Raw genomic sequence first — 21,688 nt, 5'->3', positions numbered from 1 at the left:
CGCAACTTTTTCTCCCCCACAGGTGGTGGATGGGAAAGCCCCAGCTCAGGTGGGGTGTGAGGGGGTGGCGTGAGATTTTGTCCACAGTGCCGTCCCCCGCTCCGTGCACAGGATCCGACGACTTACCCACAGCATTCTGGGCTTCGTCCACACGGCCTGTGGATAACAAGATTGGCTGTAGGTGCCGGCAGCCCTACCGTGGACCGGCGCCCCGACGCGCCGAGAGTGGATCCGGGCGCCCCAACTGTCAGAGCCGTGTCGTAGAAAGAGTGACACGGCGAGGTCCGCGCCGCGGACGGGAGGAGGTGGCCGGTGAGCATTGCCGAGCCCATGGACGACCCCTGGGCCGATGCCGGTCCCGGTGACCGTCTGCCCGTCTCCCGCTCCCGCCGGGGCGAGGGCGGCGGCCGCCGGGGCGGCGGTGGCGACGAGCAGGGCGAGCGCGACGGCGGCTCCTGGGAAGGGGGCGGCGGCGCCTTCGAACGCATGCCCCCGCAGGACCTCGACGCCGAGCAGTCGGTCCTCGGCGGCATGCTGCTGTCGAAGGACGCCATCGCCGACGTCGTCGAGGTCCTCAAGGGCCACGACTTCTACCGGCCCTCGCACGAGACGATCTACCAGGCGATCCTCGACCTCTACGCCAAGGGCGAGCCCGCCGACCCGATCACGGTCGGCGCCGAGCTGACCCGGCGCGGGGAGATCTCCAAGGTCGGCGGTGCCGCGTACCTGCACACCCTCGTGCAGTCCGTCCCGACGGCGGCGAACGCCGAGTACTACGCGGAGATCGTCCACGAGCGGGCCGTGCTGCGCCGACTCGTCTCCGCCGGTACGAAGATCACACAGATGGGCTATGCGGCCGACGGGGACGTCGACGAGATCGTCAACAAGGCCCAGGCCGAGATCTACGCGGTCACCGAGCAGCGGACGTCCGAGGACTACCTGCCGCTCGGCGACATCATGGAGGGTGCGCTCGACGAGATCGAGGCGATCGGCTCCCGCAGCGGGCAGATGTCCGGGGTCCCGACGGGCTTCACGGACCTCGACTCGCTCACCAACGGACTGCACCCCGGCCAGATGATCGTCATTGCGGCCCGTCCCGCCATGGGCAAGTCGACGCTGGCACTGGACTTCGCGCGGGCCTGCTCGATCAAGAGCAACCTGCCGAGCGTGATCTTCTCCCTCGAAATGGGGCGCAACGAGATCGCGATGCGCCTGCTGTCGGCGGAGGCCCGGGTGGCGCTGCACCACATGCGCTCGGGCACGATGACGGACGAGGACTGGACGCGCCTCGCGCGCCGGATGCCGGACGTGTCGGCGGCACCGCTGTACATCGACGACTCGCCCAACCTGTCGATGATGGAGATCCGCGCCAAGTGCCGGCGGCTCAAGCAGCGCAACGACCTCCAACTGGTGGTCATCGACTACCTCCAGCTGATGCAGTCCGGTGGCGCCCGGCGGCCCGAGAGCCGTCAGCAGGAAGTCTCGGACATGTCCCGAAACCTGAAGCTCCTCGCCAAGGAGCTGGAGGTTCCCGTGATCGCGCTGTCCCAGCTGAACCGTGGCCCGGAGCAGCGTACGGACAAGAAACCGATGGTCTCCGACCTGCGTGAGTCCGGCTCGATCGAGCAGGACGCCGACATGGTGATCCTGCTGCACCGCGAGGACGCGTACGAGAAGGAGTCCCCGCGGGCCGGCGAGGCCGACCTGATCGTGGCCAAGCACCGAAACGGCCCCACGGCCACGATCACCGTCGCCTTCCAGGGCCACTACTCCCGCTTCGTGGACATGGCCAACACCTGATCCCGACCGCCGTGAGACGGCGGGCAGGTGCTCAGCGCCTCGTTTCGTACCTGGTCAGGACGATGCCGCGAGGGAGCGTCCGCGTCTCCACCAGGTCCAGGTTCACCCAGCTGTCCAGCGCGGTGAAGAACGGGGTGCCGCCGCCGACCAGGACCGGATGGGTGGCGATCACGTACTCGTCGATCAGCCCGGCGCGCATCGCAGCCCCGGCGAGGACGGCGCCGCCGATGGTCATCGAGCCGCCGTCCTCGGCCTTGAGCCGGGTGATCTCGGCGACCGCGTCGCCCGTGACCAGGCGGGTGTTCCAGTCGACCTTGTCGATCGTCGACGAGAACACCACCTTCGGCGTGTCCCGCCAGTTCCGCGCGAACTCGATCTCCGCCGGGGTCGCGCCGGGCTGCTGGTCGCCGGTCGGCCAGTAGGAGCTCATCGTCTCCCACAGCTTGCGCCCGTAGAGCGTCAGGCCACTCGCCCGTTCGTGGTCGAGCCACCACTGGAACAGCTCTTCGCTCGGCGGTCCGCCCCAGCTGATGTCGTCGCCGGGCGCGGCGATGTAGCCGTCCAGGGTCAGGTTCATGCCGTAGATCAGTTTCCGCATGGCCCAGCCTTCCGTCCGTGGTGTCCCCGGCGTACAGACCAGCGTGGTGCGCTCGTCCGACCGGGGCAAGCCGCCGGATCGCGGTCTCGCCCCCGGTCAGGGCGTGGGAGTGCGGGTGCGGGCGTCGTTGGCGAGGGCCAGGGCGATGCCGACGACGGTCAGGACGAGATACGTGTAGACCTCGTAGCCGTCGGGGCTGATGTGGTGCAGGAAGCCGAAGAGGCGGAAGTCGAAGTCCAGCCACTCGCCGAGGAGTCCGCTGATGCCGCCGGCGGTGAGGACGAAGCTGAGGAAGCCCAGGATTTTCTTCATGCCCCGATGGTGGTGCGGGCGGTCCGGGCGGGGCATCGGCCGCCGGTAGCGGGGGCGGTGACCTAAGTAGCGGAGTGCGCCCCGCTTGTCGTCCGGAAGTCGCGCAGTGCCGTCGCGGTCCGCCCCGGGGCCGGGGCGGACCGTACATTGCGGGCATGGCCAGTCAGCTCGCACGGGACCGCTTCGCCGACATCGGCGCCTTCCTCTTCGCGGCGGGGTTCTCCGTCCTCACCTACGAGGACGTGCTCGCCGGGGAGGAGATCCCGTCCGCCCGGCTGTTCTACGAGCAGCTGGGCGGGCTGCTGGCGTGTGTCCTGCTGTTCCTGCGGCGGCGGTGGCCGGTGCCGCTGGCGGTGGTGCTGCCGATCGCCGGGACCTGGTCGCACTTCGTGACGGGTCCGATCATGGTCGCCCTGTTCACGGTGGCGTGCCTGCGGCCGCTGCGGGTGAGCCGCTGGGCGGGGGCGCTGGCGTTCGCACCACTGCCGTGGTTCCTGCTGAGCCGACCGGATCCGGCGCAGCCGGGCACCGCGTCGGCGATCGTCTACTTCGCGCTGGCGGCCGCCTCGTTCGGCTGGGGGCTCTACGTGAGGTCGCGGCGGCAGCTGGTGGCGGAACTGCGGCTGCGGGCGGAGCAGGCGGAGGCAGCGGCCCGGCGGCAGGCCCGGGAGGACGTGGCGCGGGAGATGCACGATGTGCTGGCGCACCGGCTCTCGCTGCTGAGCGTGCACGCGGGCGCGCTGGAGTACAACCCGGGGGCGTCGCCGGAGGACGTGCGGCGGGCGTCCGCGGTGATCCGGGACAGCGCGCACCAGGCGCTGGAGGACCTGCGGGAGGTCATCGGGGTGCTGAGGTCGCCGGTGGGGCCGGACGACGCCGAGCGGCCGCAGCCGACGGCGGGCGATCTGGGGCGGCTGGTGGCGGAGTCGCGGCGGGCCGGGCTGCCGGTGGAGCTGGAGGTGACCGCGGACGACTTGGCGGGGGTGCCGGCGGGGGTGGGGCGGACGGCGTACCGGGTGGTGCAGGAGGGGCTGACCAATGCGCTGAAGCATGCGCCGGGGGCGTCGGCGCGGGTGGTGGTGGCGGGGCGGCAGGGCCGGGGGCTGGAGCTGGAGCTGCGCAATGCGGTGCCGTCACGTGGCGGGGCGTCGGGAGCCGGGATCCCGGGGGCGGGGCAGGGGCTGAACGGGCTGGCGGAGCGGGTGGAGCTGGCGGGCGGTCGGCTCGAACACGGGCGGACCGGCGGGGACTTCCGGTTGTACGCCTGGCTACCGTGGTCGGCGTGAGCGCTGAGATCCGGGTCCTGTTGGTCGACGACGATGCTCTGGTCCGTTCCGGGCTGCGGCTGATGCTGGGCGGTGCCCCGGACATCGAGGTGGTGGGTGAGGCCGCGGACGGGAGCGAGGTCCTGCCGTTGGTGGCGCAGTGCGCGCCGGACGTGGTGCTGATGGACATCCGGATGCCGACGCTCGACGGACTGGCCGCGACGGAGCAGCTGCGGGCACGGCCGGATGCGCCCGAGGTGCTCGTGCTGACGACGTTCCACACGGACGAGCACGTGCTGCGGGCGCTGCGGGCCGGCGCCGCGGGGTTCGTGCTCAAGCACACGCCGCCGCCGGAGATCGTGGCGGCGGTGCGGCGGGTGGCCGCGGGGGAGCCGGTGCTGTCGCCGGCGGTGACCCGGCAGCTGATGGCGCAGGTGGCCGGGGGCGGGGCGCGGCCGCGGGCGGCGGAGGCGCAGGCCCGGCTGGCAGCGCTCGCGGACCGGGAGCGGGAAGTGGCGGTGGCCGTCGGACGGGGCCGGTCGAACGCGGAGATCGCGGCCGAGCTGTTCATGAGCGTGCCGACGGTGAAGACGAACGTGTCGCGGATCCTGGCGAAGCTGGGGCTGAACAACCGCGTGCAGATCGCCCTGTTGGTGCACGACGCGGAGGAACTCGGATGATCCGGGGCGCGGGGAGGTGCGAAGCTGCGGGCATGATCTCCGTCGCTGAAGAGCTGCTTCCCGCCACCCGCCGGGCCTTGTTGCACCGGCTCGCCGTCGCCCAGTCCGAGGGGCGTGCGCCGTCCGTCGTCGCCGCCGTCGCCCGGGGTGGGCAGGTGGTGTGGGAGGGCTCGCGTACGTGCGTGGACGGGCACGGTCCGGACGGAGACGTGCAGTACCGGGTGGGCTCCATCACGAAGACCTTCACGGCGGTGCTGGTGCTGCGGCTGCGGGACGAAGGGCTGCTGAGCCTGTCGGACCCGCTGGAGAAGCACCTGCCCGGGACGGGCGCCGGCGAGGTGACCGTCGCCCAGTTGCTGTGCCACGGTGCGGGGCTGGCGGCGGAGACACCGGGGGAGTGGTGGGAGCGGTCGTCGAGCGCGCTGCGGCCGGGGCTCGCGGAGGTGCTGGGCGAGGAGCCGTTCCGGCACGAGCCGGGGCGGCGCTTCCACTACTCGAACCCCGGTTACACACTGCTGGGATCCCTGGTGGAGGCGGTGCGCGGGCGGCCGTGGGAAGAGGTCCTGCGGTCCGAGGTGCTGGAGCCGCTGGGCCTGGACCGTACGAGCGGGCAGCCGCAGGCCCCGCACGCGGGGGGCTGGGCGGTGCACCCGTGGGCGGACGTGATGATGCCGGAGCCGTTGGAGGACCTCGGCCTGATGGCGCCGGCCGGACAGCTGTGGTCGACGACCCGGGACCTGGCGCGGTTCGCGGTGTTCCTCGCCCGGGGTGACGACCGGGTGCTGAGCGAGGCGAGCGTCCGGGAGATGCGGACGCACGCGGTGGCGCCGGAGCCCGGGACGCCGGGGTCCGGGTACGGGCTGGGGCTCCAACTGCTGGATTCCGGTGGCCGGGCGGTGGCCGGGCACGGCGGTTCGCTGCCGGGGTTCGTGGCGGGGCTGTGGTTCAGCGAGGCGGACGACGTCGCCGCAGTGGTGCTGGCGAACTGTACGACGGCGCTGCCGGCTTCCTCGGTGGCACTGGATCTGGTGCGGATCCTGGCCGAGGCGGAGCCGCGGATGCCGGAGCCGTGGCGGCCGCTGCCGCAGGCCGAGGCGGATCCTGCGGTGGTGGCGGTGACCGGGCCCTGGTACTGGGGGACTTCGCCCAACCTGCTGCGGCTGCTGCCGGGCGGCGAACTGGACCTGAGCCCGGTGGGGGCCACCGGCCGGGGGGCGCGCTTCCGGCCGGAGCCGGACGGCTCGTGGACGGGGCTGAACGGCTACTACGCGGGCGAGTCGCTGCGGGTGGTGCGGCGGCCGGACGGGTCGGTGAGCCACCTCGACCTGGGGTCGTTCTGCTTCACGCGGGAGCCGTACGACCCGCAGGCCCCGGTGCCCGGCGGAGTCGACCCGCAGGGCTGGCGCGGCCTGGACGGCTGATCGCCCCTGGCGGAGCCCCGGTGCTCACGCGGTGAGTTCGCGTTCCAGCGGAGTGCGGAAGCGCGGGGTGACCCGGGTCTCCCCCAGCCAGTCGGTGAGGCGTCCGGCTTCGGTGGCGACCGCGTCGGCGGCGTCCCGGCCGCGGTCGGTCAGGAGCCGCCAGACGATCCGGCCGTCGGAGTGCTGGGCCCAGCCGCCGATGATCTCGCCGTTCCACCACACCGTGGGGCCGATGTTGCCGGCGCGGTCGAAGAGGGCGGGACGGTGGGCGGGGTCGAGGTGGAAGCTGCGGTCCGCCCAGCCCATGGCGCTGGGGTCGAGGCCGGGCAGCAGTGCGGCCCAGGGGTCGGGCGCGGGCACCGGGGCGGTGTCGCCGGGGGCGACGAGGGCGGTGCTGCCGTCGTCGAGGCGGACCTGCTCGGCGCCCAGTGCGGCGAGGGCCTTGCGGGTGTCGGTGAGGGTCCAGCCGGTCCACCACTTGAGGTCGGCTTCGGTGGCCGGGCCGTAGGCGAGAAGCCAGCACCGGGCCAGTTCCGTACGGGCGTCGGCGGGCGGTAGCGGGGGCCAAGGGGCGGTGTGGGTCCAACGGAACTGGCTGGAGGTCCAGCTGCCACGGGGGCGGTCCCGGCGGATCCGGCCGTCGGCGGCCAGCAGCCGGATGACACGCGTGGCCACACCGGTCTCGGTCTCGTGCCTCGTCCCGCGGCCGAAGGTGATCTTCGTGCGGAGGAGCGGGAGGGCAGCGGAGAGCTGGGTGCCGGTGGCCGGGCCCTGGGTGTCGAGGGCAGCGAGCACGGCTTCCTCGGCGCGGGCCAGCCAGGAGGCATCGAGCCCCTGCCCGTCCTCGGCGAGGTGCTTGAGGAGGGTGCGGCGCTCCTTGGCGGCAATCGCCCGGGCGGTGGAGGAGTCCACGACGGGGGCAAGGGCGGTGGAGACGGCGAACAGGGTGTTGCGCATGCTGAGCAGCCGGACCACGGCGTGCTCCTCGTAGAACTCCTTCTCGATCGCCGGGACATCAGCGCCGGTACGGGCCCGGGCGGAGAGGAAGACGGTCGCGGCATCGGTGGCATGCAGGGCGACGACGGCGTCGGCCGCCTCGGCCACGGTGGTGGCGCGGGCCGAGGGGGCCAGGCAGTGGCGGAGGCCGAGCCGGTTGCGGCGGTCGGCGGTGCTGATCCCGGGGTGGCTGCTCATGGCCGGATCGTAGGGCGGCTGCCGGGGGTGACGGTGTGGTTCAGCCGGCGGCGACGGTGAGCGGGGCGAACCGCCGGGTCCAGTCGCCGGGCAGTTCCGGGATGCCGTGGGTCATCACCGCGTTGAAGGCCACGGATCCCAGGCCGTGGTCCTTGAGCCAGCTGATCAGAGCGGTGTGCCGGACGTCGATGTCAGTGCGCAGCGGCCGGTCGCTGCGGGTGCCGAGCGTGGCGACCAGCGCCTGCGCGGTGGCGGCGTCCCGGGCGATCAGGGGGCCGACGACGTGGGTGTCCATGTTGGGCCAGGCGGCGGTGTAGCCGATGAGGGCGCCGTGTGTGTCCTCGGCGACCAGGAACAGGTCGGCGAAGGAGGGCAGCCGAGTGAGCATGTGTGTGCGGTCCTCCCCGAACACCTCGCGGTCGAGGTGCAGGATCGCGGGCAGGTCGGCGGCGATGGCGGGCCGTACGGAGACCGCGGAGGAAGCAGCACTGTCGGCGGGGTGCGGGGTGAACCGTCCGACCAGCATTTCGGCCCGGCCGGTGGCCTCGAAGCCGAGCTGCTCGTAGAGCGGCTGCCCGTTGGGCGTCGCGTGCAGGGTGATGGGGGCCGGGGCCAGTTGCTCACAGATCTGGGTCATGAGGCGGCGGCCCAGGCCCTGGCGGGCGTAGCGGGCGGCGACCAGCACCATGCCGATGGCGGTGAGGGCAGGGCCGTCGGCGCTGTGCCCGTAGGAGGTGACCACACAGGAGGCTGCCAGGCCATCTCCGTCGGGAGCGTCGATGCCGTATCCGGCTCCCGCGCTGAGGAGGAGTCCCCACTTGTGGTCTTCGCGCGGCCACCCGCGATCCTCGGAGAGATCGGCGCACAAGGAGACGTCCTGCACGGTCAGCGGGCGGATGGTCAGGGTGGCGAGGTGAGGTGTGGGCACGGGGTTCAGACTGGATGAACGGCGGGGGAGCGTCCACCTGATTTCGGTATCCCGGCCTCGTGTTTCACGTGAAACAACCTGATGTTTCACGTGAAACACCGGGCGGCCGCCTGCACGCGGCTCGGTGTTTCACGAGGGCGGGGATTCCCCGTCCCGGCGTTTCTCCGGGACCGGGGTTTCGGTGGGGTGATGTTTCACGTGAAACACGCACTAGCCTCGTCTGACATGACGGCACTCCACCTCTTCGATCTCGATGGCACCCTCATGTACGGCACCGCTGCGCCGGTGGAGATCTCCCGGCAGCTGGGTCTGGAGTCGGAGATCGCCGAGTTGGAGCAGGAGTTCAGCGCGAGCCGGATCGGGCCGCCCGAGTTCGCCGTCCGGCTGCGGGAGATGTGGAGCGGGCTGACCGAGGAGCACGTCCGGGCCGCCTTCGACGGTGCCCCGTGGCTGACCGGGATCCGGGAGGTCTGGCAGGAGATCCGGGACCGCGGGGAGTACTGCGCGGTGATCTCGCTGTCGCCCTCCTTCTTCGTGGAGCGCCTCCTGGGCTGGGGCGCCCATGCGGCACATGGGTCGGTCTTCCCGTCAGTGCCCTTCTCTCAGCCCGTCGACGTCTCGGGCATCCTCACCCCGGAAGGGAAGGCCGAGGTCGCCGCCCGGCTGTGCACCCGGTTCGGCGTCGACCTGCGGGACTGCGTGGCGTACGGGGACTCCATGACCGACGCCGTGCTCTTCGAGAAGGTCCCCGTATCCGTCGCCGTCAACGCCCGTCCCCACCTGGCGGCGACCGCGACGCACGTGTACGAGGGCCGCGACCTGCGGGAGGCCTTCGCGCTGGCGCGCACAAGTCGAACCGGCCGGTAAGACGGCGGGCGATCCTAAGGGAATCTCGGTCGGGAAACGCTGAATTCCCGCTATTCGCCCGTTCTCTCGCCACCGAGTGCCATGCTGCGAAAACCCGGAACCACGGATTCGAGGCCGTGGCGGGAGCCGACCACCGAGATGCTCGAAGCGAGGCACCGCATGGACGCTCCGCCCACCAAACCGGCCAGACGCCTGGCCCAGATACGTCCGGTGGGTCCCGCAGCGGGCAGGTCCACACCCGCGAGCAAGACCACAGGCACCGCGCACCAGACCACGGCACCGGTCACCGCCCTGCCGATCCGGCCGACCATCCCGCCGATGCCGGCCACTCCGCCGAAACCGTTCATCGTGCCGGTGGCCACCCCGGTCCCGGCGGCGGCCCCGGCACCGCAGGTCGCCCCCGCCCCGGAAGCAGCCGCAACGCCGGAGCCGGCCGCGGCTCCCGCGGCTCCAGGGGCGCCCGGGGCCATTGCCCCCACCACCTCGGCCGCCCCTGTCACCCCGGCCGCGCCCGCCGCCGATGCCGCCGAGCGTCCGGTCTGCCCCGCGGCCTTCCCTCCGGCGAGCGTGTCCGAGCCCTCCCCTGACGCCCTGCTGGTCCGGCGGACCCTCACCGAGATCGCGCCGATCGCCGACAAGGTCACCTCCTACTTCTACGCGCTGCTGTTCACCGGCCACCCCGATCTGCGGGAGATGTTCCCCGCGGCCATGGACGTCCAGCGGGACCGGCTGCTGAAGGCGCTGCTGACGGCCGGCGAACACATCGACGAACCGCAGGTCCTCGTCCCGTACCTGCGCCGACTGGGCAGCGGGCACCGGAAGTACGGGACCCGTCCCGAGCACTATCCGGCGGTCGGCGAGGCCTTGATCGGGGCGCTGTCCCGGTATGCGGTGGAGACGTGGGGCCCCGAGGCGGAGGCGGCCTGGGTGCGGGCCTACACCGTCGTCTCGCAGGTCATGATCGACGCCGCCGCCGAGCAGGAGGGCCAGGCGCCGGCCTGGTGGCAGGCCGAGGTGGTCTCACACGACCTGCGGACCTCGGACATCGCGGTGATCACGGTCCGGCCCGACCAGCCGTACCCCTTCCTGGCCGGGCAGTACACGAGCCTGGAGACCCCGTGGTGGCCGCGGGTGTGGCGGCACTACTCGTTCGCCTCCGCGCCCCGCTCCGACGGACTGCTGTCGTTCCACGTGAAGGCCGTCCCGGCCGGCTGGGTGTCGAACGCCCTGGTCCGTCACGCCCGGCCCGGTGACGTGCTGCGGCTGGGCCCGCCGGCCGGGTCGATGGTCGTGGACCACAGCACGGAGAACGGCATGCTGTGCCTCGGCGGCGGCACGGGCATCGCCCCGATCAAGGCCCTCATCGAGGACGTCGCCGAGCACGGCGAGCGGCGGCCGGTGGAGGTGTTCTACGGGGCCCGCACGGACGTCGACCTGTACGACATCGACACCCTGCTCGGCCTGCAGAAGTCGCACTCGTGGCTGTCGGTGCGGCCGGTGGTGTCGGAGGGTCTGACCGGGCAGCTGCCCCAGGCCGTCGGCGAGCACGGGCCGTGGAACTCGTACGACGCCTACATCTCGGGTCCGCCCGGGCTGATCCGCAGCGGAGTGGACGCGCTGAAGCGGATCGGGATCCCCGGGGACCGGATCCGGCACGACCAGGTCGAGGAACTCATGGGCCTCGCGAGCTGAGCCGAGCCGAGCTGAGCCGAGTCGAGCCGAGTCGAGCCAGGTCCGACCAGTCCAGTCCAGTCCGGAACAGACCAGACCGGGCCCGCACGGGCGCCGGCGTGCCGCCGTGCGGGCCCGGCCACCAAGGCCCGCACGGAGGTTCAGCCGAGGTCGGGTGCGTGCATGGCGCGGACGCCCTCGATGTTGCCGTCGAGGTAGTGGCGCAGGGAGAGCGGGACGAGGTGCACGGCCGCGATGCCGACCCGGCTGAACGGCACCCGGACGATCTCGTACGTGCCCTCGGGATGGTCCACTTCGGGGCCGTGCCGCAGGTCGGGGTTCATGGAGGCGAGCCGGCACACGAAGAAGTGCTGCACCTTGACCCCCGTCACGCCGCCCGAGGCGATGTGTTCGACGGTGTCCACGAAGCAGGGCACGACATCGGTGATCTTCGCGCCGAGTTCCTCGTGCACCTCGCGGTGCAGGGCGTCGACGACGGTGGCGTCCTCGGGCTCGACTCCCCCGCCGGGGGTCAGCCAGTAGGGGTCGACACCGGGCTTGGTCCGTTTGATCAGGATGAGGTCTTCACCGTCGAGCAGGATGGCACGGGCGGTGCGCTTGACCACGGGGCGTTCGGTCATGGGAGAAGAGTGGCCCGGCGGTCCCGTTCTGAAACTCCCCGGGCCCGTGCTCACCAGTCGGAGGCCGCCCGGAGCAGCAGCTCGTAGGCCCGTGCCAGGTGCGGATGGGCCAGGGTCCCGGCGCGTACGGCCAGGAACCAGGTGCGCAGCGGCGGTACCGGCGGGTCCAGCAGGGCGACCAGCCGACCGGACTTCAGGGCCCCGTCGCACAGGTAGCGGGGCAGGACGGCGAGCCCGCCGCCTGCGGCCGCGCACTCAAGGACGGCCCGCAGATCGGGGACGACGGCGGTCGCGGTCGCGGCGGGCGGGGTGTCGAAGACCTCGGCCCAGTACCGGGACAGCAGCGGCAGCGACTCGTGGACCTCGACGACGGGGATCCCGGTCAGGGCTGCCGGCCCGCGGTCGCGCAGGGCGGCGGGATCGACGAGGGCGGCCCAGTAGGGGGCGGCGACCAGGACGTGCTCCTCGTCGCACAGGACGGCCGAGGAGAACAGTTCGCCGCGCGGGCGGGCGGTGGTGACGACGAGGTCGTGGTGGCCGGCGGCGAGCCCGTCCAAGGCGTCCTCGGCGTCCGGCGGCATCGAGGTGCGCAGCATCTGGCCCTGGGTGGTGAGCGGGGTGAGGGCGGGCAGGACCCGCAGGGTGAGGAACTCGGGCGGGCCGGCCAGGTGCAGGGTCCGCAGGCCGGCGCCGGGGTCCCGCTCGGTTTCGGTGATCTCCAGCAGGGCGTCGAGGTGCGGGGCGGCCTTGTGGGCGAGTTCGTCGCCGACGGCGGTGGGCGTCACGCCGCGGGCGCGGCGGACGAACAGGGGCCGGCCGAGGCGCCGTTCCAGGGTACGGATCTGGGAGGTGACGGCGGGCTGGGAGAGGCCGAGCAGTGCGGCGGCGCGGGTGAAGGAGCCGGCCCGGTGCACGGCGACGAAGGTGCGCAGCAGGGCCAGATCCACGGCTGCCCCCTTCGGCAGGTCTTGTCCCGGCCTCCACTATAAATATGTCGATAGGTCTCTGTCGTTAGCGTGATTGGACTCTGACGCAGAGTCAACTAGCCTTGTCTGTGTGGTTCTTCGCGCGTGGAACCCGGGACGGTCCGAGCCATGAGGGGGGAGGTTCGGACCGTCCGTGCTGCGTAGGGCGGGTACGCCGGCCGGGCCCGGGTGCCTACAGCGAGGCGTCCGCGGCGAGGTCCAGGGCCCGCAGGACGTCCGCCACCAGGTCGTCGGTGTCCTCGGCACCGGCCGAGAACCGGATGAACCCCTCGGGTACGGCGTCCCCGCCCCAGCGTCCCCGCCGCTCGGCGGTGGACCGCACGCCGCCGAAGCTGGTGGCGTCCTCGACGAGCCGGAGGGCGTCGAGGAAGCGGCCGGCATGGGTGCGGTCGGGCAGGGTGAACGAGACGATGCTGCCGTACGTCCCCATCTGGCGGGTGGCCACCGGGTGCGAGGGGTCGGTGGGCAGCCCGGGGTGGCGCAGCCCGGTGACCTCGGTGCGGCCGGCGAGGGCTTCGGCCACGGCGAGGGCGTTGGCGCACTGCTGCCGGGTGCGCAGCTGGAGGGTGGCCAGGGAGCGGTGGGCCAGCCAGGCTTCCATGGGTCCGGGGATGGCGCCGACGACCTTGCGCCAGAGCCGGATCCGCGCGGCGAGTTCCGGGGTCCGGCAGACGACGTAGCCGAGGAGCAGGTCGCCGTGGCCGGTGAGGCCCTTGGTGCCGCTGGCGACGGCGAAGTCCGCACCGAGCTCCAGCGGCCGCTGGCCGAGGGGGGTGGCGAGGGTGTTGTCGACCGCGACCAGGGTGCCGCCGCGGTGCGCCGCGTCGGCGAGGCGCCGGATGTCGCAGACGTCGAGCCCCGGATTGGACGGGGTTTCGAGCCACAGCAGCCGGGCTCCGTCAAGCAGGGCGAGCTGGGCGTCACCGGCGGTGGGACCGGTGCGGACCTCGACCCCGTACGCCTCCAGCTGGGCCCGGACCAGCGGCAGGGCCTGGTAGCCGTCGTCGGGCAGGACCACGGTGTCGCCGGCGGCGGCGTGGGAGAGGAGGACGGCGGAGACGGCGGCCATGCCGGAGGCGAAGACGATGGTTTCCGCGCCGTCCGTGCCCGGTGCCTCGAGCTCGCCGATGGCGCGTTCCAGCAGGGTCCAGGTGGGGTTGGTGTCACGGCCGTAGGTGTACGGCCCCTCGACCTCGCCGGGCAGGTGGTAGTGCGCGGCGAACACCGGCCCGGGCAGGGTGGGTTCGTTCTTGACGGGCTCGGGCAGTCCGGCGCGTACGGCACGGGTGCCGTCGCCGTACGGCCGCTCCCCGGTGCGACCGGGCGGGGTCCGGGGGCTGGGGGTGGGATCGGTCATGGGGGGCCGCTCAGTTCTTGTCGGGGAGGACGAGGTTGAGGGCCCACGAGACGATGCTGATGATGAGGGCGCCCCATACGGCGGTCCAGAAGCCGTCGACGTGGAACGTCAGGCCCCACTTCTCGGCGAGCCATGAAGTGAGCATCAGCATGAGCGCGTTCACGACGAGCGTGAACAGGCCCAGCGTCAGGATGAACAGGGGCAGGGACAGCAGCTTCACGATCGGCTTGACGACCAGGTTGACCAGGCCGAAGATCAGCGCGACCAGGACCAGGGAGAGGGCCCGGTCGCCGAGGCTGCTGCCGTCGTCGAGGGTGATTTTGGGGACCACCCCGATGGCGACGGCCAGGGCCGCGGCGTTGGCGACCGTCTTGACTACGAAATTCGTCATGTGTCTGATCGTGGCAGAGAAGATCCGTGAGTGACATCGGCAGAAAGCCGGAACCCGGAGCACGGGTGGATACGAGGGGCAGCGCAGCGATGAAGGTTTTCCGGCTGGACGATCTGGATGCGGAGCGTGCCGCGAACGAGGGCGCATACCTGCAGTTCCTGAAGGAACGGAACATGTCGGTCGGGCTCTATGCGCTGGACGCCGGTCAGGCCGATCCCCAGCAGCCGCACCGCGAGGACGAGGTGTACTTCGTGGTGAGCGGACGGGCGTCGATCACGGTCGGCGAGGAGACGACGATGGTGGCGCGGGGCAGTGTGATCTATGTGCCGGCGGGGGTGCCCCACCGCTTCCACCACATCTCCGAGGACCTGAAGGTACTGGTCGTCTTCTCCCCGCCGGAAGGCTCCTGACCTGCGGCTCCGCCCGGATGCCCGGCCGCCGTCCCGCGGGACGGCGGCCGGGCATCCCCTAGGGGGCGGATCAGGGGACTCCAAGGGCCCCGGGCCGCCCGCCCGGCCTTTTCCGCTCCTAGCATCGAAGCCAGGACAAGCAAGCGGAACGTACTGGGAGAGGCAGAAGGAAATGGACGGGTTCCGAGAGACTTTCGCATCCATGCCGTGGTGGGTGAAGTGGGTCGGCATTCCCGTGATCGCCCTGTTCGTCTTCGGCGGGATGCTCGCCTCACTGCTGAGCACCCTCATCGGATTCGCTTTCAACGTGCTGCTGTTCGCGGCCCTCGTCGGCGGACTGGTGTACCTCGTGAAGATGTTCGGCGGAGCGAAGCCGAAGACCTCGCGGACCGACTTCTAGGAGCCTCGGGTAACGGTCCGTCGGCAGGAGTGGTGATTAACCCGCTCGGGGGATCGAAAGCCCCTGAACCACCCGCACGCCGGTAATCGGCCGATACAGTGGCAATCTGTGCCGATCCCTGGGCGCACTGGCCGGTAATGCTGCGTTGACCTGCGGTTCTGTCAGCATCCTCGGGCGTCGGCCCCGAGGGGGCCCCAGGAAACGCGGCAGCTGCGGGGGCGGACCCCGCGGGCGGGTCAACCCCGATGGCCCGCCGCCACGCCTGGGGGTGAAGTCGTGCCATCAGTTGACAGTGCGCCCGTTCCGACCCTGATCGGTTCGGTGCAGCGGGCGCTGAGGCTGCTCGAAGCAGTCGGCGCCCACGGCGACGGGGCCCCGGCGAAACAGCTGGCCCGGGAGGCTGGGCTGCCACTGCCGACCACGTACCACCTGCTGCGCACGCTGACCCACGAGGGGTATCTGCGCCGGGAGAGCGGGGTGTTCGTGCTCGGTGCCGCGGCCGGACGGCTCGCGGGCGGCGGCTTGGCGCAGAAACGTCGCAGCATGATCCTCGACTCGCTCGCCCACTTTCGTGACGCGGTCGGCGCCCCCGTCTACTTCGCGGTCTACCGCGACGGGGAGATCGAGGTGGTCGGCGTCTCCGACAGCCCCGGCGCGCCCGCAGTCGAGGAGTGGGCGGACTTCCGCCAGACCGGCCACGCCCACGCCATCGGCCAGTGCCTGCTCGGCCAGCTCGACGAGAAGGCCCGGCGGGACTACTACGACCGCCACCCCGTGCACGCCGTCACCCCGTACACGGTCCGCGACATGCAGGCGCTGGAGGCGCGCATCAACTCCCTGGAGCGGATGCAGCCGGTGATCGAGCGTCAGGAGTACGCCCTCGGAACGGTCTGCGCGGCCATCCCGATCACGGCCGGCGACGCCGCGGCGACCATGGCCATTTCTCTCCCCCTGCACCAACAGGACCGGTTGCTCTATGCAGTCGATCGACTACGGAGTGAAGTAGGCGCGCTGTTGAGTACCCTCTCGTTCTCTATCAGTATCTGAAAACTCACTCCTTGTGATATGTGGTCGCTTCCACCACGATTGTCAAGGGGGTCCTGGGGGGTTGTTCCTGGCCACTTCCACATACAGCGGGGTAGGCAAATGCGCGAGTCGGTACAGGCAGAGGTCATGATGAGCTTCCTCGTTTCGGAGGAGCTCTCGTTCCGGATCCCGGTGGAGCTCCGGTACGACGCACGTGACCCCTACGCAGTCCGCCTGACCTTCCACCTTCCCGGAGACGCCCCGGTGACCTGGGCGTTCGGCCGGGAGCTGCTGCTCGACGGCATCAACAAGCCGTGCGGCGACGGCGACGTGCACATCGCACCCACCGATCCCGACGACCTCTCCGACGTCCACATCCGGCTCCAGGTCGGCAGCGACCGGGCGCTGTTCCGGGCCGGCGCCGCGCCGCTCGTCGCGTTCCTCGACCGCACCGACCGGCTCGTACCGCTCGGTCAGGAGCGCAACCTCGGCGACTTCGAGCAGCACCTCGACGACGCCCTCGACAAGATCCTCACCGAGAACCGGCAGAACGAGCAGAACAGCGCCTGACGGCACGGCCCTTCCGGGCCCGCCACCGGTCCGCAGCACACCCGGCCGCCCCCCGAGCAGGCCAGGGTGAACCCGCGGTCACCTCACCGCTTGCGGCGCCGGCCCCGGCCGCCGCGCCCGGGATCCCCGGCCCGTCCGGCGCCGGGGGATCCCGGGCGGTCGGCGGAGACCACCAGCGCGGCGAGCGCCGTGGTCACCGGCACCGAGGCCACCAGGCCGATCGAACCGATCAGGGTCCGTACGATCTCCTCCGCGACCAGCTCGCTGTTGGCCACCGCACCCACGCTGCTCTGGGCGATCGAGAACAGCAGGAGCAGCGGCAGCGCCGCACCCGCATAGGCCAGCACCAGGGTGTTGACCACCGAGGCGATGTGGTCGCGGCCGATCCGGATGCCCGCCCGGTACAGGGCGCGCGGTCCCATCGAAGGATCCGCCTGGTGGAGCTCCCACACCGCCGAGGTCTGGGTGACCGTCACGTCGTCGAGGACACCCAGCGATCCGATGATCACGCCGGCGAGCAGCAGGCCGCTCATGTCGATGTCCGGGTACAGCCCGTGGATCAGCCCGGTGTTGTCGTCGGTGTTGCCGCTGAGGAACGCCCAGTCGATGAACAGCGATCCGAGCACGCCGATGAGCAGCAGCGACACCAGCGTGCCGAGCACCGCCACCGAGGTACGGGCGGACAGGCCGTGGCACATGTAGAGCGCGATCAGCATGATGGCGCTGGCCCCGACGACCGCCACGACCAGGGGGTTCGATCCCTGGAGGATGGCGGGCAGGATGAACAGGGTGAGCACCGCGAAGCTCACCGCGAGCGCGACCAGCGCGAACAGGCCGCGCATCCGGCCGACCAGGACCACGGCGAGGGCGAAGATCCCGGCGAGCAGGGTCAGCGGGAGCCTGCGGTTCAGGTCGACGACCGAGTACTGGAGGTCGCGCGGGGCGTCGGGCGCGTACGCGACGACGACCTCCTGGTCCTTCTTCAGCTGCCGGGGCGCCCCGGGCTGGACGATCTCCGTGAAGGTGCGGCCGCTGTCGGGGCCGCTCGTCACCTCGACGGTGGCCTTGCCGCACTTGTCGGTCGTCCCGCCGGTGCCGTCCTGGCCGCCGGTCCGGTCGCCCCGCGGCTCCTGGGCTGCGTTGACCTCCTTGCAGTCGACCAGCACCAGGGCGGTGACCCGGCCCTCCCGGGTCTGCCGGTCGAAGCCGACGCCGGTGCGCTCGTGGCCGGGCGCGCCGCCGGGCCACAGGACCGCCAGCCCGACGAGGACGGCGGTCGCGAACGGGATCAGCACCGCGGCGATGACCTTGCGGAGGTGCTTCGAGACGGGGGCCGCGGGGCCGTGGCTGTGCGAGTGCCCGTGGCCGCCGCCTCCGCCGTGCCCGCCTCCGCCGTGCCCGCCGTGCCCGTGGCCTTGCCCCTGTCCGCCCTGTCCGCCGTGTCCGTGCGTGGCTCCGTGTCCGCCATGTGGGACGTGCGTACCGCCCGGGTACGCGGGGTCATGGCCGTGGCCGGGGGGCTCTGTTGGGGGCTGCGGCGAGGTCGTCACCAACCGATCATCGCAAGAGATGAGGGGGCCCACTGTTCAGCACGCCACAGATGACGCTAGCGTGGGGGCACCTTTGCACAACGCGGGAGCTCGGAGCACCGGGCTGAGAGGGCGCTGATCACCGTACGCGCGTCGAGAGACGGCTGCGGGAGGAGGCTGCGCCGACCGCCGAACCTGTTACCGGGTAATGCCGGCGTAGGGAGATGGGTCTCATGACCATTCAGGACGCACGCACGCCTGCCGTCAGCCAGAACAGCGACGGCGAAGAGCGCAAGCCGGGCTGGCACAAGGGCTATGTCGAGGGCTCCCGCCCCGACATCCGGGTGCCGGTCCGTCAGGTCCACCTCACCAACGGCCAGGACGTCACGCTGTACGACACGTCCGGCCCGTACACGGACCCGCAGATCGAGACCGACGTCCGCCGCGGCCTCGCGCCGCTGCGGGAGAACTGGATCATCGGCCGCGGGGACACCGAGGAGTACGCCGGCCGGCCGGTGCGTCCCGAGGACGACGGCATCAAGCACACCTCGCCCCGCGGCGGTGGCCTCAAGAACCTCGACGCCGTCTTCCCGGGCCGCCCCCGGCTGCCGCGCCGCGGCCGGGACGGCAAGGCCGTCACCCAGCTCGCGTACGCCCGCCGCGGTGAGATCACCCCGGAGATGGAGTACGTCGCGATCCGCGAGAACGTCTCCCCCGAGGTGGTCCGCGAGGAGATCGCCGCCGGCCGGGCGGTGCTCCCGGCGAACGTGAACCACCCGGAGATCGAGCCGATGATCATCGGCAAGAAGTTCCTGGTGAAGGTCAACGCCAACATCGGCAACTCCGCGGTCACCTCCTCCATCGAGGAGGAGGTGGAGAAGATGACCTGGGCCACCCGCTGGGGCGCCGACACGGTCATGGACCTCTCCACCGGCCGCAACATCCACACCACCCGCGAGTGGGTGCTGCGCAACTCCCCCGTCCCGATCGGCACCGTGCCGCTCTACCAGGCGCTGGAGAAGGTCGACGGCCGGGCCGAGGACCTGACCTGGGAGATCTACAAGGACACGGTCATCGAGCAGGCCGAGCAGGGCGTCGACTACATGACGGTGCACGCCGGCGTGCTGCTGCCGTACGTCCCGCTGACCGCGCGCCGCAAGACCGGCATCGTCTCCCGCGGAGGCTCGATCATGGCCGCGTGGTGCCTCGCGCACCACAAGGAGAACTTCCTCTACACGAACTTCGAGGAGCTCTGCGAGATCCTCGCGACGTACGACGTCACGTACTCGCTGGGCGACGGCCTGCGGCCGGGCTCCATCGCGGACGCCAACGACGCCGCGCAGTTCGCCGAGCTGAAGACGCTGGGCGAGCTGAACACGATCGCCAAGCGGCACAACGTGCAGACCATGATCGAGGGCCCGGGCCACGTCCCGATGCACAAGATCAAGGAGAACATCGACCTCCAGCAGGAGATCTGCGAGGAGGCGCCGTTCTACACGCTCGGCCCGCTGACCACGGACGTCGCCCCGGCGTACGACCACATCACCTCGGGCATCGGCGCCGCGATGATCGCCTGGTGGGGCACCGCGATGCTCTGCTACGTGACGCCCAAGGAGCACCTGGGCCTGCCCAACCGCGACGACGTGAAGACCGGTGTCATCACGTACAAGATCGCGGCGCACGCGGCGGACCTGGCCAAGGGCCACCCGGGGGTGCAGGAGTGGGACGACGCGCTGTCGGACGCGCGGTTCGAGTTCCGTTGGGAGGACCAGTTCAACCTGGCCCTCGACCCCGACACGGCGCGCGAGTTCCACGACGAGACGCTGCCCGCCGAGCCGGCCAAGACGGCGCACTTCTGCTCCATGTGCGGCCCGAAGTTCTGCTCGATGAAGATCTCGCAGGACATCCGCCGGGAGCACGGCGGTGACCTCAAGGCCGAGGAGATCCAGGCCGGCATGGCGGAGAAGTCGGCGGAGTTCGCGGCCGCCGGCAACCGCGTCTACCTGCCGTTGGCCGACTGACCTGCGGACGCGGCCCGAGGGGGGGCCCGAGGGGGGAACCGCGGGGGAGCGGGGGCGTCACCCGGACCATCATGTTCCGGGTGGCGCCCCCGCCGTCTTGTCCTGCAGACCCCTGGCCCGGCGGGCTGACGCCTCGGCAGACTGGGCTCCGTGACTGCGAATTCCATGTCCAAAGGCGCCAATATGCCCGTGGCCGCCGTCGCCGTGCGCGCCGAGCTGGGGTGGGCGGACCGGCCCGGAGCGCCCGACTCCGACGCGTCCGCACTGCTGCTGACCGGGACCGGCCGGGTCCGCGGGGACGCCGACTTCGTCTTCTACAACCAGCCCGAGCACGCCTCCGGCGCGGTCCGGCACCTGGGCAAGCAGCGCGGCCCGGACGGCTGGACGGACACCGTCGAGGTACGGCTGGACCGGGTGGAGCCGGCCGTCGAACGGGTCCTGCTCTGCGCGTCGGCCGACGGCGGCACCTTCGGGCAGCTGCCCGGGCTGGTGCTGCGGCTGCTCGACGCGGGCACCGGCGCCGAACTGGCCCGCTTCGCCATGGCGGCCGGGACGGAGACCGCGATGATCGGCGGAGAGCTGTACCGGCGGGCGGGGCAGTGGAAGTTCCGGGCGGTCGGGCAGGGGTACGCCGCCGGGCTGGCCGGCCTGGCCACGGACTTCGGCATAACGGTGGACGACGCCCCGCCGCCGGCACCCGTACCCGCGGCCGTGCCCGTACCGGCTCCGCCCGCGCCCGTGCCTCCGCAAGCCCCCGTACCTCCGCAGGCCCCCGTACGTCCCGCCGCCCCCGCCCCGCGCCTGGTCAAGGGCGAGGAGCGGCTGCCCGTGGACATGCGCAAGCGGCTGTCGCTGCGCAAGGAGCAGGTGGCGGTCAGCCTGCAGAAGCACGGGGCGGCCGGCGTACGGGCCCGGGTGGTCCTCGTCCTCGACGCCTCCGGGTCGATGTCGATGCTGTACGCGAAGGGCGTCGTGGCGGACGTGGTCGAGCGGATGGCGGCGGTCGCCGCGCAGCTCGACGACGACGGCGAGATGCAGGCGTGGACCTTCGCGTCGAACCCGGCGCGCCTGCCCGACCTGCGGCTGGGCGAGCTGCCCGAGTGGCTCCGGCTGCACGTGCGGGTCGGCCAGCTGGCCGTCTTCGGCCGCCGGAAACCACCGCGCGGCCTGCAGCCGGGCCAGGTGGACATGCGCGCCGTGGGCATCCAGAACGAGGAGCAGAAGGTCATCCGCGAGGTGCGGGACTTCGTACGGGCCACCCCGGCGGCCGATCCGACCCTCGTGCTGTTCTTCTCCGACGGCGGGGTCTACCGGAACGCGGAGATCGAACGGGAGCTGCGGGACGCCGTCGAAGAGCCGGTGTTCTGGCAGTTCGTGGGCCTGGGACGGTCGAACTACGGGGTGCTGGAGCGCTTCGACACCATGCCGGGGCGGCGCGTGGACAACGTGGGGTTCTTCGCCGTCGACGACATCGGCACGGTGCCGGACCCGGAGCTGTACGACCGGCTCCTCTCGGAGTTTCCGTCCTGGATCCGGGACGCCCGCCGGGTGGGGATCCTCTGACGACGACAACAATGACGACCATGACGACGACGGCTGCCGCACGGTGGGCCGGCGCCGG

General features: G+C 71.7%; 21 protein-coding genes. 12 read left to right on the top strand and 9 right to left on the bottom strand.

Translation table 11 applies throughout. The annotated features are described in order from the left end of the window. Positions 1–312 precede the first annotated feature (312 nt). The gene (dnaB, locus tag LG634_RS00325; RefSeq protein ID WP_226731488.1) at positions 313–1,800 is read left to right on the top strand and encodes a replicative DNA helicase; all 1,488 of its coding nucleotides are present in this window, start codon (positions 313–315) and stop codon (positions 1,798–1,800) included. Positions 1,801–1,831: 31 nt separating this feature from the next. Here the strand turns inward: dnaB and LG634_RS00320 are convergent, their stop codons facing one another. Next, the gene (locus tag LG634_RS00320) at positions 1,832–2,398 is read right to left on the bottom strand and encodes a dihydrofolate reductase family protein (protein WP_226731487.1); all 567 of its coding nucleotides are present in this window, start codon (positions 2,396–2,398) and stop codon (positions 1,832–1,834) included. 96 nt (positions 2,399–2,494) lie between these two features. Next, entirely contained in the window at positions 2,495–2,710 is a 216-nt protein-coding gene (locus LG634_RS00315) for a hypothetical protein (protein ID WP_226731486.1), read from the bottom strand. A gap of 155 nt (positions 2,711–2,865) precedes the next feature. Between LG634_RS00315 and LG634_RS00310 the strand changes: the two genes are divergently transcribed. The 3 genes from LG634_RS00310 (at position 2,866) to LG634_RS00300 (ending at position 6,076) form a co-directional block, all read left to right on the top strand. Further along, complete coding sequence (locus LG634_RS00310; protein WP_226731485.1) at positions 2,866–3,996, top strand: sensor histidine kinase; 1,131 nt, start codon at positions 2,866–2,868, stop codon at positions 3,994–3,996. A gap of 62 nt (positions 3,997–4,058) precedes the next feature. After that, on the top strand, positions 4,059–4,655 hold the full coding sequence (locus LG634_RS00305) for a response regulator (protein WP_372482351.1): 597 nt from the start codon (positions 4,059–4,061) through the stop codon (positions 4,653–4,655). A gap of 32 nt (positions 4,656–4,687) precedes the next feature. Next, the gene (locus LG634_RS00300; RefSeq protein WP_226731483.1) at positions 4,688–6,076 is read left to right on the top strand and encodes a serine hydrolase domain-containing protein; all 1,389 of its coding nucleotides are present in this window, start codon (positions 4,688–4,690) and stop codon (positions 6,074–6,076) included. Between the two features lie 24 nt (positions 6,077–6,100). Here LG634_RS00300 and LG634_RS00295 read toward each other — a convergent pair whose 3' ends face one another. Then, positions 6,101–7,270, bottom strand: a complete 1,170-nt coding sequence (locus tag LG634_RS00295) for a winged helix DNA-binding domain-containing protein (protein WP_226731482.1) — start codon at positions 7,268–7,270, stop codon at positions 6,101–6,103. Positions 7,271–7,310: 40 nt separating this feature from the next. Beyond that, on the bottom strand, positions 7,311–8,198 hold the full coding sequence (locus tag LG634_RS00290) for a GNAT family N-acetyltransferase (protein WP_226731481.1): 888 nt from the start codon (positions 8,196–8,198) through the stop codon (positions 7,311–7,313). Positions 8,199–8,423: 225 nt separating this feature from the next. Between LG634_RS00290 and LG634_RS00285 the strand changes: the two genes are divergently transcribed. Further along, positions 8,424–9,065, top strand: a complete 642-nt coding sequence (locus LG634_RS00285; RefSeq protein ID WP_226731480.1) for an HAD family hydrolase — start codon at positions 8,424–8,426, stop codon at positions 9,063–9,065. Between the two features lie 159 nt (positions 9,066–9,224). Beyond that, a complete protein-coding gene (locus tag LG634_RS00280) occupies positions 9,225–10,757 on the top strand; it encodes a globin domain-containing protein (protein WP_226731479.1) in 1,533 nt (510 codons plus the stop codon). 140 nt (positions 10,758–10,897) lie between these two features. Here LG634_RS00280 and LG634_RS00275 read toward each other — a convergent pair whose 3' ends face one another. The 4 genes from LG634_RS00275 to LG634_RS00260 all read right to left on the bottom strand — a co-directional run bounded on the left by LG634_RS00275 (position 10,898) and on the right by LG634_RS00260 (position 14,111). Beyond that, positions 10,898–11,377: an NUDIX domain-containing protein gene (locus LG634_RS00275; RefSeq protein ID WP_226731478.1), complete on the bottom strand. Its 480-nt coding sequence runs from the start codon at positions 11,375–11,377 to the stop codon at positions 10,898–10,900. Positions 11,378–11,427: 50 nt separating this feature from the next. Next, complete coding sequence (locus LG634_RS00270) at positions 11,428–12,324, bottom strand: LysR family transcriptional regulator (protein ID WP_226731477.1); 897 nt, start codon at positions 12,322–12,324, stop codon at positions 11,428–11,430. A 211-nt stretch (positions 12,325–12,535) separates the two neighbouring features. Continuing rightward, on the bottom strand, positions 12,536–13,720 hold the full coding sequence (locus tag LG634_RS00265; protein ID WP_226731476.1) for a cystathionine gamma-lyase: 1,185 nt from the start codon (positions 13,718–13,720) through the stop codon (positions 12,536–12,538). 10 nt (positions 13,721–13,730) lie between these two features. Beyond that, positions 13,731–14,111: a phage holin family protein gene (locus LG634_RS00260; RefSeq protein WP_226731475.1), complete on the bottom strand. Its 381-nt coding sequence runs from the start codon at positions 14,109–14,111 to the stop codon at positions 13,731–13,733. An 89-nt stretch (positions 14,112–14,200) separates the two neighbouring features. Between LG634_RS00260 and LG634_RS00255 the strand changes: the two genes are divergently transcribed. The 4 genes from LG634_RS00255 to LG634_RS00240 all read left to right on the top strand — a co-directional run bounded on the left by LG634_RS00255 (position 14,201) and on the right by LG634_RS00240 (position 16,517). After that, a complete protein-coding gene (locus LG634_RS00255; protein WP_226731693.1) occupies positions 14,201–14,521 on the top strand; it encodes a cupin domain-containing protein in 321 nt (106 codons plus the stop codon). A gap of 172 nt (positions 14,522–14,693) precedes the next feature. Further along, a complete protein-coding gene (locus tag LG634_RS00250) occupies positions 14,694–14,921 on the top strand; it encodes a DUF5326 family protein (RefSeq protein ID WP_226731474.1) in 228 nt (75 codons plus the stop codon). Positions 14,922–15,197: 276 nt separating this feature from the next. Further along, positions 15,198–15,968, top strand: coding sequence for an IclR family transcriptional regulator (locus LG634_RS00245; protein ID WP_226731473.1), 771 nt, complete (start codon positions 15,198–15,200; stop codon positions 15,966–15,968). Between the two features lie 99 nt (positions 15,969–16,067). Next, positions 16,068–16,517 (top strand): SsgA family sporulation/cell division regulator, encoded by a 450-nt coding sequence (locus LG634_RS00240; protein WP_226731472.1) that lies wholly within the window; start codon positions 16,068–16,070, stop codon positions 16,515–16,517. An 83-nt stretch (positions 16,518–16,600) separates the two neighbouring features. On the opposite strand, the gene LG634_RS00235 is transcribed toward LG634_RS00240, so the two are convergent. Further along, positions 16,601–18,067, bottom strand: coding sequence for a YibE/F family protein (locus LG634_RS00235; RefSeq protein ID WP_372482343.1), 1,467 nt, complete (start codon positions 18,065–18,067; stop codon positions 16,601–16,603). A gap of 212 nt (positions 18,068–18,279) precedes the next feature. Between LG634_RS00235 and thiC the strand changes: the two genes are divergently transcribed. Both thiC and LG634_RS00225 read left to right on the top strand, forming a co-directional pair. Next, positions 18,280–20,067 carry a phosphomethylpyrimidine synthase ThiC gene (thiC, locus tag LG634_RS00230; RefSeq protein ID WP_226731470.1) on the top strand — a complete coding sequence of 596 codons (1,788 nt, stop codon included), beginning with the start codon at positions 18,280–18,282 and terminating at the stop codon, positions 20,065–20,067. A 165-nt stretch (positions 20,068–20,232) separates the two neighbouring features. Continuing rightward, complete coding sequence (locus LG634_RS00225) at positions 20,233–21,630, top strand: VWA domain-containing protein (RefSeq protein ID WP_226731692.1); 1,398 nt, start codon at positions 20,233–20,235, stop codon at positions 21,628–21,630. The last annotated feature ends 58 nt before the right edge of the window (positions 21,631–21,688 follow it).

It is taken from the genome of Streptomyces bambusae (assembly GCF_020532645.1).
GTDB classification, from domain to species: Bacteria; Actinomycetota; Actinomycetes; order Streptomycetales; family Streptomycetaceae; genus Streptomyces; species Streptomyces bambusae.
The sequence above is the reverse complement of the archived record's forward strand: the minus strand, read 5'-3'. Positions and strand labels throughout refer to the sequence as shown.